The organism is Rahnella sp. CG8 (assembly GCF_023701875.1).
Classification (GTDB): domain Bacteria; phylum Pseudomonadota; class Gammaproteobacteria; order Enterobacterales; family Enterobacteriaceae; genus Rahnella; species Rahnella aceris.
Genome location: NZ_JABAED010000038.1, coordinates 28097 through 42393 on the forward strand (window position 1 = coordinate 28097; position 14297 = coordinate 42393).

The 14297-nt window shown below is 54.8% G+C and carries 11 protein-coding genes and 1 tRNA gene; 5 read left to right on the plus strand and 7 right to left on the minus strand.

Annotation, left to right across the window (positions count from 1 at the left end; all coding sequences use genetic code 11):
* Positions 1 to 14 precede the first annotated feature (14 nt).
* The 4 genes from frdD to frdA are packed head-to-tail and all read right to left on the minus strand — an operon-like array spanning position 15 to position 3332.
* Positions 15 to 374: a fumarate reductase subunit FrdD gene (gene frdD / locus HGO41_RS23325; RefSeq protein WP_013573746.1), complete on the minus strand. Its 360-nt coding sequence runs from the start codon at positions 372 to 374 to the stop codon at positions 15 to 17.
* Between the two features lie 9 nt (positions 375 to 383).
* Positions 384 to 794 carry a fumarate reductase subunit FrdC gene (frdC, locus tag HGO41_RS23330; RefSeq protein ID WP_037034293.1) on the minus strand — a complete coding sequence of 137 codons (411 nt, stop codon included), beginning with the start codon at positions 792 to 794 and terminating at the stop codon, positions 384 to 386.
* 11 nt (positions 795 to 805) lie between these two features.
* Positions 806 to 1531: a succinate dehydrogenase/fumarate reductase iron-sulfur subunit gene (locus HGO41_RS23335; protein ID WP_153376587.1), complete on the minus strand. Its 726-nt coding sequence runs from the start codon at positions 1529 to 1531 to the stop codon at positions 806 to 808.
* Between the two features lies 1 nt (position 1532).
* Positions 1533 to 3332, minus strand: coding sequence for a fumarate reductase (quinol) flavoprotein subunit (frdA, locus tag HGO41_RS23340; protein ID WP_250981506.1), 1800 nt, complete (start codon positions 3330 to 3332; stop codon positions 1533 to 1535).
* 283 nt (positions 3333 to 3615) lie between these two features.
* Between frdA and epmA the strand changes: the two genes are divergently transcribed.
* The 3 genes from epmA to HGO41_RS23355 all read left to right on the plus strand — a co-directional run bounded on the left by epmA (position 3616) and on the right by HGO41_RS23355 (position 7676).
* Positions 3616 to 4593: an elongation factor P--(R)-beta-lysine ligase gene (gene epmA, locus HGO41_RS23345; protein WP_013573750.1), complete on the plus strand. Its 978-nt coding sequence runs from the start codon at positions 3616 to 3618 to the stop codon at positions 4591 to 4593.
* Positions 4594 to 4858: 265 nt separating this feature from the next.
* Entirely contained in the window at positions 4859 to 6223 is a 1365-nt protein-coding gene (locus HGO41_RS23350; RefSeq protein WP_013573751.1) for a uracil-xanthine permease family protein, read from the plus strand.
* A gap of 94 nt (positions 6224 to 6317) precedes the next feature.
* On the plus strand, positions 6318 to 7676 hold the full coding sequence (locus HGO41_RS23355; protein WP_250981507.1) for an 8-oxoguanine deaminase: 1359 nt from the start codon (positions 6318 to 6320) through the stop codon (positions 7674 to 7676).
* Between the two features lie 65 nt (positions 7677 to 7741).
* Here HGO41_RS23355 and mscM read toward each other — a convergent pair whose 3' ends face one another.
* The 3 genes from mscM to rsgA form a co-directional block, all read right to left on the minus strand.
* Complete coding sequence (gene mscM / locus HGO41_RS23360) at positions 7742 to 11110, minus strand: miniconductance mechanosensitive channel MscM (RefSeq protein WP_217243718.1); 3369 nt, start codon at positions 11108 to 11110, stop codon at positions 7742 to 7744.
* Positions 11111 to 11157: 47 nt separating this feature from the next.
* Complete coding sequence (asd, locus tag HGO41_RS23365) at positions 11158 to 12135, minus strand: archaetidylserine decarboxylase (protein ID WP_250981508.1); 978 nt, start codon at positions 12133 to 12135, stop codon at positions 11158 to 11160.
* A 182-nt stretch (positions 12136 to 12317) separates the two neighbouring features.
* The gene (rsgA, locus tag HGO41_RS23370; protein WP_013573755.1) at positions 12318 to 13355 is read right to left on the minus strand and encodes a small ribosomal subunit biogenesis GTPase RsgA; all 1038 of its coding nucleotides are present in this window, start codon (positions 13353 to 13355) and stop codon (positions 12318 to 12320) included.
* Between the two features lie 126 nt (positions 13356 to 13481).
* On the opposite strand from rsgA, the gene orn reads away from it, so the two are divergent.
* Positions 13482 to 14036, plus strand: coding sequence for an oligoribonuclease (gene orn / locus HGO41_RS23375; protein WP_014411558.1), 555 nt, complete (start codon positions 13482 to 13484; stop codon positions 14034 to 14036).
* 184 nt (positions 14037 to 14220) lie between these two features.
* Positions 14221 to 14296 (plus strand) — tRNA-Gly (locus tag HGO41_RS23380).
* The last annotated feature ends 1 nt before the right edge of the window (position 14297 follow it).

Below are 14297 nucleotides of genomic sequence, written 5' to 3' on the forward strand. Positions count from 1 at the left end.
CAGATCTTTGCGGATCAGAGGCGGATCAGCACGATAAGGGTGACGATACTTAAGATCGTCGCCAGCCCGTAGAACACCCATTTTCCGGCCGGAACGTGGACCTTCAGGTCGTGCATGCAGTGATGGATCCGGTGCAGACCGCACCACAGAGGCAGCACGATCATCAGCAGCAGGAACAGACGCCCGATCCCGCTTTGCGCAAATGCCAGCACGCGTGGATAGCTCAGTGCGTCGCCGGGGAAAAAGCCCAGCGGCAGCAGGAAGCACACCAGCAGAATCATCACCGGCGCAAAAATTGCGCTCCACATACCGCCCGCACCAAACAATCCCCAGAACACCGGCTCGTCTGAACGTTTAGGAAGAGTATTTTTCATGTCGCCTCCTTAAAGAAACAGTGCGATGACGAGAACAACCAGCGTCACAACGATCGTCACGCCCCAGAAACCGGCAATCACCGGTTCAGGTCCCATCTTTTTACCTTTCACCACCAGGATGGAGGCTTTCGGTGCCAGTTCGAACCAGGTTTTGGTATGCAACAGGGCCGCAAGCAGGGCGATCAGGTTAATCAGCAAGACCACCGGATTTTGCAGAAAATTCACAAAACCCGCCCAGCTTTCAGGCCCGTTACGTAACGAGCAAACCCCTGCCAGCAGTAAGAGACTGAACCATACTGCCGGAACCGCCGTGCCCTCACGCAGCATATAAAAACGGTAGAACGGTAAATTTTTCCACCAACTGGCTTTCATCTCACGCACGTAGGGTTTACGTTTGCTGCCCGTACTTTGAGTCGTCATATTTTCCTCCCTCATTGCGGTCTCAGCCTCGCGATCATGAAGTCTTTCGAACTTTCGACTTTGCCTTGCTGAATGGCGGCGGCAGGGTCGACGTGCTTCGGACAGACTTCGGAGCAATAACCGACGAACGTACAACTCCAGACACCATTCTGACTGTTGAGCTGTGGCATACGTTGTGCTTTGCCGTGGTCACGGTTATCGAGGTTGTAACGATGCGCCAGCGTGATAGCTGCCGGGCCGATGAATTCAGGATTCAGTCCAAACTGCGGGCAGGCGGCATAACATAAACCACAGTTGATACAGCCGGAGAACTGGTGATATTTCTCCATTTGCGCCGGAGTTTGCTTGCCCGGGCCTTCGCCGACCGTGCGGGTATTGCCGATAATGTAAGGTTTGATGGCTTCGAGGCTTTCGATAAAGTGGGTCATATCGACCACCAGATCACGTTCCACCGGGAAGTTCCCCAGCGCCTCAATCTGCATACCGTCCGGATATTCCCGCAGGAAGGTTTTGCACGCCAGCTTCGGCACCCTATTCACCATCATGCCGCACGAGCCGCAGATTGCCATACGGCACGACCAGCGATAGGAAAGGTCAGCGGCCAGATGATCTTTGATGTAGCCCAGAGCATCGAGCAGTGACGTTGTTTCATCGAAAGGCACGTCATACACCACCGGATGCGGCGCGCTGTCCGTTTCCGGGTTGTAGCGCATGATCTCAACCTTCAGGCTGCGCATTTTAGCCACGTGATTGCTCCTTATCTTTTTTATCGTGAGTCTCAGATTCCCCGCCGTACACGCGTTTTGCCGGTGGCAGCGTGGTAATTTTCACGTCGCCATATTCGAGACGCGGGGCGGAATCTGGCTGATAAAAGGCCAGAGTATGTTTGAGGAAATTCACGTCATCGCGTTCGGTACAGCCTTCATCGAGACGCTGATGGGCGCCGCGTGATTCGCGACGATTGATGGCGGAATGCGCCATACATTCTGCTACTTCCAGGCCATGACCCAGTTCGATGGTATACAGCAGGTCGGTATTAAAGACACTGGAGGTATCCTGAATTTTCACCCGTTTGAAGCGTTCTTTCAGTTCGGCCAGTTTATCGATGGTGTTTTGCATCAGCTCGGTAGTGCGATAAATCCCGCAACCTTCTTCCATCGCCAGACCCATTTCGTCACGGATGGCGGCCCAGCTTTCGTCGCCTTCCTGTGCCATCAGCGCGGCAACACGGTTTTCGATATCACGCACCTGCGCTTCGAGTGCGGCGCTGTTGCCGGTGTCTTTGGCTTCAACTGCGCGTTCTGCCGCTTTTTCACCGGCCATACGCCCGAACACCACCAGTTCTGCCAGTGAGTTTGAGCCGAGACGGTTGGCGCCGTGCAGACCAACGGACGAACATTCGCCGACCGCAAACAGACCTTTGATGCGGGTTTCACACTGTGCATCGGTTTCAATGCCGCCCATGGTGTAGTGCGCGGTAGGGCGAACAGGGATCGGGTCCGTAATCGGATCGACGCCGACATACGCTTTGGCCAGTTCGCAGATGAACGGCAGACGTTCACGCAGTTTTTTCTCGCCGAGATGGCGTAAATCCAGATATACCACGTCGCCACGCGGCGTTTCGATGGTGCGTCCGGCGCGCCATTCGTGCCAGAACGCTTGTGATACTTTGTCACGCGGGCCGAGTTCCATGTATTTGTTTTTCGGCTCGCCCAGAGGGGTTTCCGGCCCCATGCCGTAATCCTGCAGATAACGGTAACCGTCTTTGTTGACCAGAATGCCGCCTTCACCGCGGCAGCCTTCTGTCATCAGGATGCCGGAACCCGGCAGGCCGGTCGGGTGATATTGCACGAACTCCATGTCGCGCAACGGAATGCCGTGGCGGAACGCCATGCCCATACCGTCGCCGGTGACGATACCGCCGTTGGTGTTGTAACGGTAAACACGGCCTGCGCCGCCGGTCGCCATGACCACAGCGTTGGCCCGAATTTGCACGCGTGTGCCTTCCATCATATTGATGGCGACGACGCCGCGTACCTGGCCTTCATCGACCAGAATATCGAGGACGAAATGCTCATCGAATCGTTTGATTTGTGGGTATTTCAGCGAGGTCTGGAACAGGGTGTGCAGCATATGGAAGCCGGTTTTATCCGCGGCAAACCAGGTGCGTTCGATCTTCATTCCGCCGAAGCGGCGAACATTGACGGAACCGTCATCCTTACGGCTCCACGGACAGCCCCACAGTTCAAGCTGGGCCATTTCAGTCGGGCATTGATGAACGAAATGATCCACCACGTCTTGCTCACACAGCCAGTCGCCTCCGGAAACGGTATCCTGGAAGTGAAAATCAAAGCTGTCGTGATCTTGCGTCACAGCGGCAGAACCGCCTTCGGCCGCCACGGTGTGGCTGCGCATTGGGTACACTTTCGAAATCAACGCGATATTCAGGTTGGGATTGGCTTCCGCTGCGGCTATTGCTGCGCGTAAACCCGCCCCACCTGCACCTATAATTGCAATGTCGGCGTTAAAGGTTTGCACTGCATTCCTCCACTATCATCAATGAGATCGGGTTTGAAACACCCGCGAAAAGCTCTTCATAATCGAAGAGTTAGTGAACCCCGATGACATACAGGCGCTGTCCCGGTGGCTGATATTCTTATTGTTTGTAAGAGAATTATTATACCAAAGGGGTAGTCATGGTAATTTGATGTGAATGCAGGTTTAGGCTTTCTCTGCATTGCGCTTCGTAAAATGAGATATTTGTTTGCCTGCGGGGATGCAGGTAGACTGCATGACTTTTCTGAATTCGGAGTAAATCACCATGAGCGAAACAGCAAGCTGGCAACCCAGTGCTCCCGTCGCCAATTTGTTGAAGCGTGCGGCTATCCTCGCTGAGATTCGACGTTTCTTTGCCGATCGCGGCGTACTGGAAGTTGAAACGCCAGCAATGAGCCAGGCCACGGTGACCGACATTCATCTGGTGCCGTTTGAGACGCGTTTTGTCGGGCCGGGTGCGGCTGATGGCATGACGTTGTATCTGATGACCAGCCCGGAATATCACATGAAACGTTTGCTGGCTGCGGGCAGCGGGCCGATTTATCAGATGGGACGCAGTTTCCGTAATGAAGAAGCCGGGCGTCATCATAATCCGGAATTCACCATGCTCGAATGGTACCGTCCGCGTTATGACATGTACCGTCTGATGAATGAAGTGGATGATTTACTCCAGCAGGTTCTCGATTGCGATAGTGCTGAAACCCTGTCTTATCAGCAGGCGTTTACCCGCCATCTCGGTGTGGATCCGTTATCCGCCGACAAAACGGAACTGCGTGAAGCGGCGGCAAAACTGGATTTATCCAACATTGCTGATACCGAAGAAGACCGTGACACCCTGCTACAGTTGTTGTTTACGATGGGTGTAGAACCGCACATTGGTCGCGACAAACCAACATTCGTCTATCATTTCCCGGCCACGCAGGCCGCTCTGGCAGAAATCAGTACGGAAGATCACCGCGTCGCCGAGCGTTTCGAGGTGTATTACAAAGGCATTGAGCTGGCGAATGGTTTCCGTGAACTGACGGATAGCCGTGAGCAGCGTCAGCGTTTCGAGCAGGATAACCGCAAACGCGCGGCACGCGGCCTGCCGCAGCATCCTGTCGATAACAATCTGCTGGATGCGTTAGAACACGGTATGCCGGAGTGTTCAGGTGTGGCGCTGGGTGTTGACCGCCTGATTATGATTGCGCTGGGTGCTGCCAGCCTGAGTGATGTCCTGGCCTTCCCGGTGACACGCGCCTGATGAGTGCTTAAGCCCTGTTCCCAAGGTCAGGGCTTCCTTCCACGATTTCCCTTTTTTGCCCCTTCATTGTGCAATAAACCCAAAACTGCACTTTTACTGAAACAAAAGTACCTAAATGACGCAGCGCTGATTTTAAAGTTTCAGTGCTGGCCCTTTCTCGCCAAGCGCCATAAACAGGGTCTTCTGCCTGAGTTAAGCTAAATTTTTTGCTGCTGGCCTGATTTATGCATTACCGGATCATCACTTATTATCCGGAAAACTCGTTATGTCAGAATCCAACGACAAAGAACTTCTTTATGGACTGGAAGAGCGCATTGCACCGGCACCGGCATTTTTCACCGCCATCCAGCACGTGCTGGCAAGCGTGGTCGGAATTATCACGCCGCCGCTGATTATCGGCTCGGTTCTCGGGCTGAATGCCTACTTGCCTTATCTGATCAGCATGTCTTTGCTGGCTTCCGGCATCGGGACATTTATTCAGGCGCGCCGGTTTATGTCGGTGGGCGCGGGGATGATTTGTTTGCAAGGTACCAGTTTTGCGTTTCTGGGGGTGATCCTCTCCGGCGGTATGTTGGTGAAAAGCCGCGGTGGCTCTCCTGAAGACATCATGGCGATGATTTTTGGGGTGAACTTTGTGGCGGCGTTTATCCCGCTGCTGGTTAGCCGGTTTATCGGGCAGATGCGCCGCGTGTTTACACCGCTGGTCAGCGGCACCGTAATCGCGCTGATTGGCATCAGCCTGATTAAAGTCAGCATTACCGACTGGGCGGGCGGCCATGGTGCCGCGAATTTCGGCGCACCGGCTAACCTCGGGCTGGGGGCACTGACGCTGCTGGTGATTGTCGCCTGCAACCGCATCGACGTGCGCTGGCTGCGCCTTTCATCAATAGTTTTAGGCATTGTTGTCGGCTGTATCGCCGCTGCGCTGACCGGCCATCTGACGGTGAAACCTTTGCAGGGCGACTGGTTTGCATTGCCGCAACTGTTCCGTTTTGGTTTTAAGTTTGACTGGATTATTTTCGTGCCGATCGCGCTGGTATCGTTTATCAGCATCCTGGAAGCGGTGGGTGATCTGACCGCTAACTGCATGTTGTCGCAGCAACCGATTGAAGGAGAAAGCTTCCGTAAACGTCTGCAGGGCGGGATTCTGGCTGACGGTATCAGTTGCCTTATCGCCGCAGCCTTCTCGTCATTTCCTAACACAACATTTGCACAGAACAATGGCGTGATCCAGATGACCGGCGTCGCCAGCCGTTTTGTCGGCATGTATATTGGCGCGGTATTACTGGTGCTAGGCCTGTTTCCGTTTATCGGCGAAGTGTTGCAGCAAATTCCTGCGCCGGTGCTGGGTGGCGCAACGCTGGTGATGTTTGGCAGCGTGGTCGCGGCGGGTATCCGAATCATGACACAGTCTCCGGTCGGACGTCGTGAAATGCTGATAATTGCCATCGCCTTTGGCATCGGTCTGGGCATTGAAGCCGTGCCAGATGTGCTTGGTCAGTTCCCGCCCATCGTCGGTAATATTTTCGGCCATGCGGTGACCAGTGGTGGCGTTATCGCTATTCTGCTCAATTTACTGATGCCTGCAGAACGCACCAGCGTGGTCGCGGAGGAGATCAAGGTTCACTGAAATTCTGCGCGTTGCGCCCCTGGATCAGCAGACAGGGCATAACTGAGCTGACTCACTTTTTGAATTTAATGTGACCTTAAAAAGGAAGTCAGACATGTCAGAGCAACGCACGTGGATCAAAAATCCGCTGGCGGTTTTTACCGCCAACTCACTGGATGCCCGTGGCGGCATCGTCACTGAAGGGCAGAAAATTGCTGAGTTGCTGACCGCGGGTCAGCCACCTTCGCAGCCGGTAGATCATATTTATGATGCCTCCGAGTCTGTACTGCTGCCGGGGCTGATTAACACTCATCATCATTTTTATCAGACGCTGACCCGGGCCTGGGCGCCCGTGGTCAACGTGCCGTTATTCCCGTGGCTGAAAAAACTTTATCCCGTCTGGGCGCGTTTAGGGCCGGAGGCGCTGGGCCTGGCAAGCCGCGTCGCAATGGCTGAACTGTTGCTCTCCGGTTGCACTACCACCACTGACCACCATTATCTTTTCCCGCAGGGCATGGAGGAGGCGATCGATGTGCAGGTGGGCGTCGTGCGTGAGCTGGGCATGCGTGCGTTACTGACGCGCGGCTCGATGAGTCTCGGCGAGGAGCAGGGCGGTTTGCCGCCGGAACAGACGGTCCAGTCGGGCGAGGTGATTTTGCAGGACAGCCAGCGCCTGATTGATCGCTATCATCAGCGCGGCGAGGGCGCGTGGATGCAGATTGCGCTGGCGCCGTGCTCGCCGTTTTCGGTCACCACCGAGATTATGCGCGAGAGTGCCTGGCTGGCGCAGCGCGAAGACGTCCGGCTGCATACACATCTGGCGGAAACGCTGGATGAAGAACAGTTTTGCCTGAAAATGTTTGGCCTGCGTACAGTTGATTATCTGGAAAGCGTCGGCTGGCTGAGCGACCGCACGTGGCTGGCGCACGGTATTCATTTTAACGACGATGAGATCCGTCGTCTGGGCGCGGCGGGCACCGGTATCTGTCATTGCCCTGTGTCGAATATGCGACTGGCATCCGGCATGTGTCCGACACGTGATCTGGAAGCGGCTGGCGTGCCGATTGGTCTGGGCGTTGACGGCTCTGCGTCGAACGATGCCTCAAATCTGATGTATGAAGCGCGGCAGGCGTTGTATCTGCAACGTCTGAAATACGGGGCGGAATATGTCACGCCGGAAAGAGTCCTGGGCTGGGCGACGCGCGGTTCGGCGAAGCTTATCGGTCGCGATGATATCGGGCAGATTGCCGTGGGCAAACAGGCCGATCTGGCGCTGTTTAAACTCGATGAACTACGTTTTAGCGGCAGTCATGATCCGGTTGCCGCGCTGTTACTGTGTGGCGCGGAAAAAGCCGACCGCGTGATGGTTGGGGGGAAATGGCGGGTCCTTGACGGTGAAATTGTCGGCATGGATATCAGATCGCTGATCTCTTTGCACCGCAACGCTGCTGCAGCGCTAATCGCGGATCTGTAAACTCCATCAGCCAATGTGCTTAAAAAAGGGCAGAAGAATCTGCCCTTTTGCTGTTCTCTTTTCTCTTACAAATCGCCCGGTGAGCGCGAACTGTTTCCGCTGCGGCCACTTCCGCTGCTGCTGGTAAAGGTCGCGTTATTGCCATTTTGCGCGCGGTGCAGTGTTTCCATACGCACCTGGAATGGCGGGAATGGCAGTGTAATGCCGTGCTCGCGGAATCCAGCCAGGATCAGTTGGTGAATTTCATGGCGAAGCGGCATACGGTGCGCCATTTCAGCGGCATGCATACGCAGCTCGAAAATCTGAATCCCCTGCTGGAGATCCACCAGATAGGCTTCCGGCGCAGGCATATCCAGCACCAGCGAACAGCGATGCGCAGCGTTGAGCAGAATTTCTGTCACTTCTTCACTGTTGGCCTCCGACGGTGCAGGCACGGTTAGCACCACACGCGTGACGGAATCCGACAGCGACCAGTTGATGAACTGCTCGGTGATAAAGGCCTTGTTCGGCACGATAATCTCCTTGCGGTCCCAGTCAGCGATCGTCGTGGCACGGGTGTTGATCCTGGTGATACTGCCGGTCAGGTTGCGGATCGTTACGGTATCGCCGATACGGATCGGTTTTTCAAACAGGATAATCAGGCCGGAAATAAAGTTAGCGAAGATCTCCTGCAAACCGAAGCCGAGACCGACACCGAGTGCCGCCACCAGCCATTGCAGTTTTGCCCACTCGATCCCGATCAGCGAGAAACCGGTCAGGCCGCCAATCAGCAGCAATACGTATTTGGTGACGGTCAGTACGGCATAGCCGGTACCCGGCGTCAGATCCAGATGTTGCAGTAGCGCCAGTTCCAGCAATGCGGGCAGATTACGCACCAGTTGCGTGGTGATAATCAGCACCAGAATGGCGATCAGCACCGATCCGAGGGTGATCGGCTGCATGCTTTCCACCCCCTGAACCGTAGACGCAACCTGCCAGAGATGAATATTTTCCAGGAAAGAGAAGGCCGAGTGGATTTCAGACCACAGGAAGATCACCGAGATCAGCGCGATCAACGTCAGCAGAGAACGCACCAGCCGCAGCGACTGGGCAGAGATGGCATCCAGATCCACCACCGGTTCCTCAATCTCGACCGTGCCTTCATTGCTGGTGCTGATCTGATGGCCATCTTCCTCACCACGGGCGCGTTGATTCAGCATTTCCGCACGGCGCTGCTTGGCGCGTTCGAAGGCGATACGACGTCGCTGAATCAGCATCCAGCGGCGGATAATGTGATAAATCACCAGCAACACGAACCAGATGGCGACCGAGGTTTCCAGGCGGGCCAGCAGCGCCTGTGAGGTCGCGAGGTAGCCCATCAGTGAAGCCAGCGCAGCGACAATCGGTGCGCCCAGCAGCATCCACCACAGCGTCTTGTTAATGATGTTTTCGCTGTTGCCTTTTTTATCGTGATACAGCGGAATGCCCGCGCGTTTCAGGCTATTGGTGACCAGTGCGACCACCAGACACAGAATCACGAAGCACAGACGTCCCAGCGTATTAGAGAACTCGCGATCGTTGAGATTATCGAAGGTAATCAGCGCCATAATGAGCGGCACCAGCACCCAGATCGACAGCGCGTAATAGCGCAGTGCCCTTGACACCGCACGCTGCGGCCAGCCGAAGTGTGCCACAAACAATCCCTGAGGATGTGCCAGCGCGGCACTGACCATAAACGCCCACAGGATTGGCAACGTCGCGGTGACGCCATCGCCGATCGCCACCGCAATCGGATACGGCCAGGCACTTTGCAGCCCGAATCCCAGCGCGGCCCACAGCACAGGTAACGGCATCGCCACCAGAATTGACCAGAACACGGTACGCAGGGTCAGCGAGAAATGATCCTGCGTGACTTTGCCGACTTTACTGTTGGCACGTTCCAGAAATGCATAATAGTGCTTGCGGGAACTGATGCTGATAATCACCAGAATCAGTGCGCCAAACAGCGGCAACAGTGTTTCTTTGCTGGTGACCATCATCATCGACGCGCCGCCAAGCTGGCTGAGCGAATCCAGCGAGACCAGCCGTTTCAGGTCATGCGCGACCTGCACCGGGTAAGAAATGCCGATGGCGCTGACGTCTGCCACCCAGAACAGATAACGGTGGGCGGCGTCATGTACGTCATTCAGCGCCTCCACCAGTTGGCTGTTTGCCACTTTCAGCTTGGTCAGTTCAAGAATTTGGGTATCGCAACCCGAGAGCAGGGAATTGAGCAAATCACGTTGCGTCCGCAACTGCGCATCCAGAATTTTTTGCTGATCTGTGGTGAGCGGTTTGCCATCGTCCTGCCGCGCCTGACGGTAAATAGCCTGCTTATCCAGCAAATCTTCATAGTGCAGACGCTGAACGCGCAACTGGCCCATATCGCGGTCAAGCTGTTGCGGTTTTGGCATATCCGGCAGACGCGCAACCTGCGCCCTCAGGGTTTCGCCAAGTAAATTAGACGCGCCAAGCCACTGCGCCTGTTCGCGAATGGTATTAATCGCCTGACGTACCTGCTGAGTCTGTGCAGCGGCCTGACGTTGTTGAGAGGAAATCAGGTCCATCCGCTGCGCCTGCTGATTCAGCGCCAGCGACAACTCGCGGTTTGCCTGTAACTGCTGACTGATCGAGTGTGGCAACTCGCCACTCTGTTCGGCCAGCAGCTCGGTTTTTTCCAGCGCCTGTTCGGCTTCCTGCTGACGTTGATTATTCAGCGTGTTGCGTAAAACCTGTAATTGCTGATCAAGAAAATCGGCGCGCTTTTTGTAGAGATCGGTGCGCATCCGCGACAGTTCCTGCCGGTTATTGGCAGAAAGCTGAGCCAGTTCCAGTTCATCCACCTTCGCTTTGCGCGCTGCGGATTCGGCCTGAAGCGCGCTGAGTTGCGCCTGCGCCAGGGGTGAGGAGGTGGCCGCCGCTGTCGCCGCCTGTATGCGCTGATCGATGTCGCTCAGCGCGTTGCGGGCTTCGGATTGCTGTTGCGGGATCAGACTTAGTGAGTCGCTGATGTCGCGGGAACGATCCTGCTCCTGACGTAACTGGCGGGTTTCTTCCAGTTGCTGGCTGCTGACTTGCAGAATTTGCTGCTCGAGCTGAGCGGCTGAGATGCTGTTATCCAGCGCGGGTGGCTTGTCAGGCTGATTTCGCAATTCCTGGCGCAGTGCCTGCGTCAGTTTTGGAAAGTCATCAATGACCTTTTGATATTCCGCCGTGCGCCCGGCTGAAACACTGGCTTCATTCAGCCAGTTGAGTGCGCTTTGCAGCGCCTCAACCACCTGCGTCTGATTGGCCATTTCTTTGTTGGCTTCCGCCTGTTTCAGCTCCTGTTTGAGCTGATCTTCAGTCGGGGCTGCACCCGCCATCAATGGCAGGGACAGCAGTAAACTCATCAGCAGGGCGGGGATCAGGCGCACTCGGTCACATCCTTTTTCTCAGTTCTTTTCGTCTGTTCAGGGCGAACTTAATAATCTTTCGGGACTTGTGGTTCAGCCGTTGCCACACCAGCAGGTGTTTCTGTTGCTACAGGTACTTCTGTTGCTGGTGCTTGCGCGTCAGTTGTTGCGGGTGCCGCTTCACGCAGCGCTTCAGCGAACGGTTCGCCCATGCGGGTCACGGTGCCATTGCTCAGATTCGGCATGAAGCGAATTTGTTTAGTGGCAAACAGGTTGATCACCGTAGAACCCAGTTTGAAACGGCCCATTTCCTGACCTTTTTCCAGCGCGATGGCACCTTCTTCGCCCGCCGCCGGATAGGTCCAGCGTTTGATAATGCCTTCGCGTGGTGGTGTGACACCGCCGGCCCAGACGGTTTCAATGCTGCCGACAATCGTTGCGCCGACCAGAATCTGCACCATCGGCCCGAATTCAGTATCAAAGACGCAGATGACGCGTTCGTTACGGGCGAACAGATTTGGCACATTCGCGGCGGTCAGCGGGTTGACGGAGAACAAATCACCCGGCACATAAATCATTTCGCGCAACACGCCGTCACACGGCATATGCACGCGGTGATAATCCCGTGGTGCCAGATAAATGGTGGCGAACTGGCCGTCTTTGAACTGCTCAGCCAGCAGATAGTTACCCGCCAGCAGCGCTTCTAAACTGTAGAAATGACCTTTAGCCTGGAACAGCTTGCCATCGGTAATTGCCCCTAACTGGCTAACTGCGCCGTCGGCTGGCAGGCAAAGCATATCCAGACCGCTGACGACCGGACGTGCGCCATCGCGCAGCGGACGCACGAAGAATTCGTTAAATGTGGCGTAAGATTTGAGATCCGGGTTTTGCGCTTCTTTCATGTCGACGTTATAAAAACGCGCAAACGCTTTGATCACCCAATGGGTCAGCGTGGCCGCACGTTTGTCCGCGCCCCAGCCAGCAAGACGGGTCAGTCCTTGTTTAGGAAGTAAGTATTGCAGTTTGATTTTGATACTGTCCAGCACGGGGAAAACCTCTTGGATGGTATGAATGACCGGCGTTACCGGTCATTTTGCAGGAGACCCTGAAATCAGTTCAGGGTCACGCAGTGTTGTATGGCGGAGGATTGTAACGGGGTGAAATCAACGGTTCAACTTCCGTTAACCTCACCCGTTTGCCATTAACATGTTAATTCAATTAATTAGCATTACAGCGTGTCGAAGTTTTTACGTGTTTTTACGTCTTCCATGCTTTCCAGAATGCGGTGGTAGTTGTCGAAACGTTCTTCGGCTATTTCACCCCGGTCTACGGCGTCACGGATTGCACAGCCCGGATCACTGCCGTGTTTGCAGTCACGGAATTTGCAGTAGCCAAGGAAAGGACGGAATTCGACAAAGCCCTGGGTGATTTGCTCTGGCGCAAGGTGCCATAAGCCGAATTCACGCACGCCCGGGGAGTCGATGACGTCGCCGCCATGCTGGAAGTGATACAGACGCGCTGCGGTGGTGGTGTGCTGACCCAGGCCTGAGTTATCAGAGACTTCATTCACCAGAATTTGTTTTTCATCCGGTGGCAGCAGGGCGTTCAGCAGGCTGGATTTGCCTACGCCTGACTGGCCGGCAAAAATACTGATGCGGTCAGTCAGCGCCTTTTCAAACGCAGGCATGCCTTCGCCGGTCTGGCTCGACACTTCGAGTACGCGATAATTGATATTGCGGTAGATATCCATCATGCCCTGAACGAATTTACGGCCTTCGTCGTCGAGCAGATCGATTTTATTGAGCACAATCAGCGGCTCAACTTCAACGGTTTCGCACGCCACCAGATAACGGTCAATAATATTGAGCGACAGCTCCGGCAGAATGGCGGAGACAATGACGATCTGGTCAATGTTTGCGGCAATGGGTTTGACGCCATCATAGAAATCAGGGCGTGTCAGAACGGAAGTTCGTTCGTGAACCGCCTCGACGATACCTTTCACACTGGTATTTTCCCCGGCGCGCCATACAACGCGGTCACCGGTGACCAGAGAACGGATGGTACGGCGGATATTGCAACGGTGCTGGCTGCCGTCGGCCGCTTCAACGTCCGCATGCATCCCGAAACGGCTGATGACAACGCCGTCCTGCGGTTCGCCATGCAGAGAATCGTCCAGCTCTTTTCGTTTGTCGGTCTGTGTCAGACGACGCTGATGGTTAGTCTGAACGCGACGTTGTTGCCCTTTAGACAGTTTTGACTTAGTCACTGCGCCTCACTTGACTGGCTTTAATCGCTCGGTGCGACCAAAACGACTATGATACCAGCTATTTTATAGTAATTGCCCGAATGACGGAGATCTCCGTCAACTCTCTACTTTGTAACAGGACACATCATGGCTGCAAATGACTCGAACTTAATTTGGATCGACCTGGAAATGACCGGTCTGGATCCTGAACGTGACCGCATTATTGAGATTGCCACGCTGGTGACGGACGCGCATCTGAACATTCTGGCCGAAGGGCCGGTGATGGCGGTGCATCAGTCTGATGCTCAGCTGGCGCTGATGGATGACTGGAATGTGCGTACGCACACCGGCAGCGGTCTGGTGGATCGCGTCAAAGCCAGCCCGTTTGATGACAATGCAGCCCAGCAAAAAACTATCGAGTTCCTGCGCGAGTGGGTTCCGGCGGGGAAATCGCCGATTTGCGGCAACAGCGTCGGGCAGGACCGACGTTTCCTGTTTAAGTATATGCCGGAGCTGGAAGAGTATTTCCATTACCGTTACCTGGATGTCAGCACGCTGAAAGAACTGGCGCGTCGCTGGAAGCCGGAAGTGCTGGCCGGTTTTAAAAAGCAAAATACCCATCAGGCCCTGGATGATATCCGTGAATCCGTCGCTGAATTAGCCTACTACCGCGAACATTTTATTAATCTCCAGAATAACTGAAATCTTTTTTATTGCGCTGCGGAGCACGAAATCACCGTGTTTCGCTGATTAATTCATCTCTTTGATGTTTTAATCGACACTTGAACGAAAAATTCATTTTTTTGCTTTCAGGGGCTTGCGGCTAAAAGGATTTCTCGTATAATGCGCACCCCGTACCGATGAAGAATTTCGTTGAGTGCGCAGAGCGGGAATAGCTCAGTTGGTAGAGCACGACCTTGCCAAGGTCGGGGTCGCGAGTTCGAGTCTCGTTTCCCGCTCCAA

Bases quoted from the DNA above. Each gene is read 5' to 3' on its own strand.
- HGO41_RS23350 (WP_013573751.1), top strand. From the start codon at position 4,859: ATGTCAGAATCCAACGACAAAGAACTTCTTTATGGACTGGAAGAGCGC.
- HGO41_RS23355 (WP_250981507.1), top strand. From the start codon at position 6,318: ATGTCAGAGCAACGCACGTGGATCAAAAATCCGCTGGCGGTTTTTACC.
- frdC (WP_037034293.1), bottom strand. From the start codon at position 794: ATGACGACTCAAAGTACGGGCAGCAAACGTAAACCCTACGTGCGTGAG.
- epmA (WP_013573750.1), top strand. From the start codon at position 3,616: ATGAGCGAAACAGCAAGCTGGCAACCCAGTGCTCCCGTCGCCAATTTG.
- frdD (WP_013573746.1), bottom strand. From the start codon at position 374: ATGAAAAATACTCTTCCTAAACGTTCAGACGAGCCGGTGTTCTGGGGA.
- HGO41_RS23335 (WP_153376587.1), bottom strand. From the start codon at position 1,531: ATGCGCAGCCTGAAGGTTGAGATCATGCGCTACAACCCGGAAACGGAC.
- orn (WP_014411558.1), top strand. From the start codon at position 13,482: ATGGCTGCAAATGACTCGAACTTAATTTGGATCGACCTGGAAATGACC.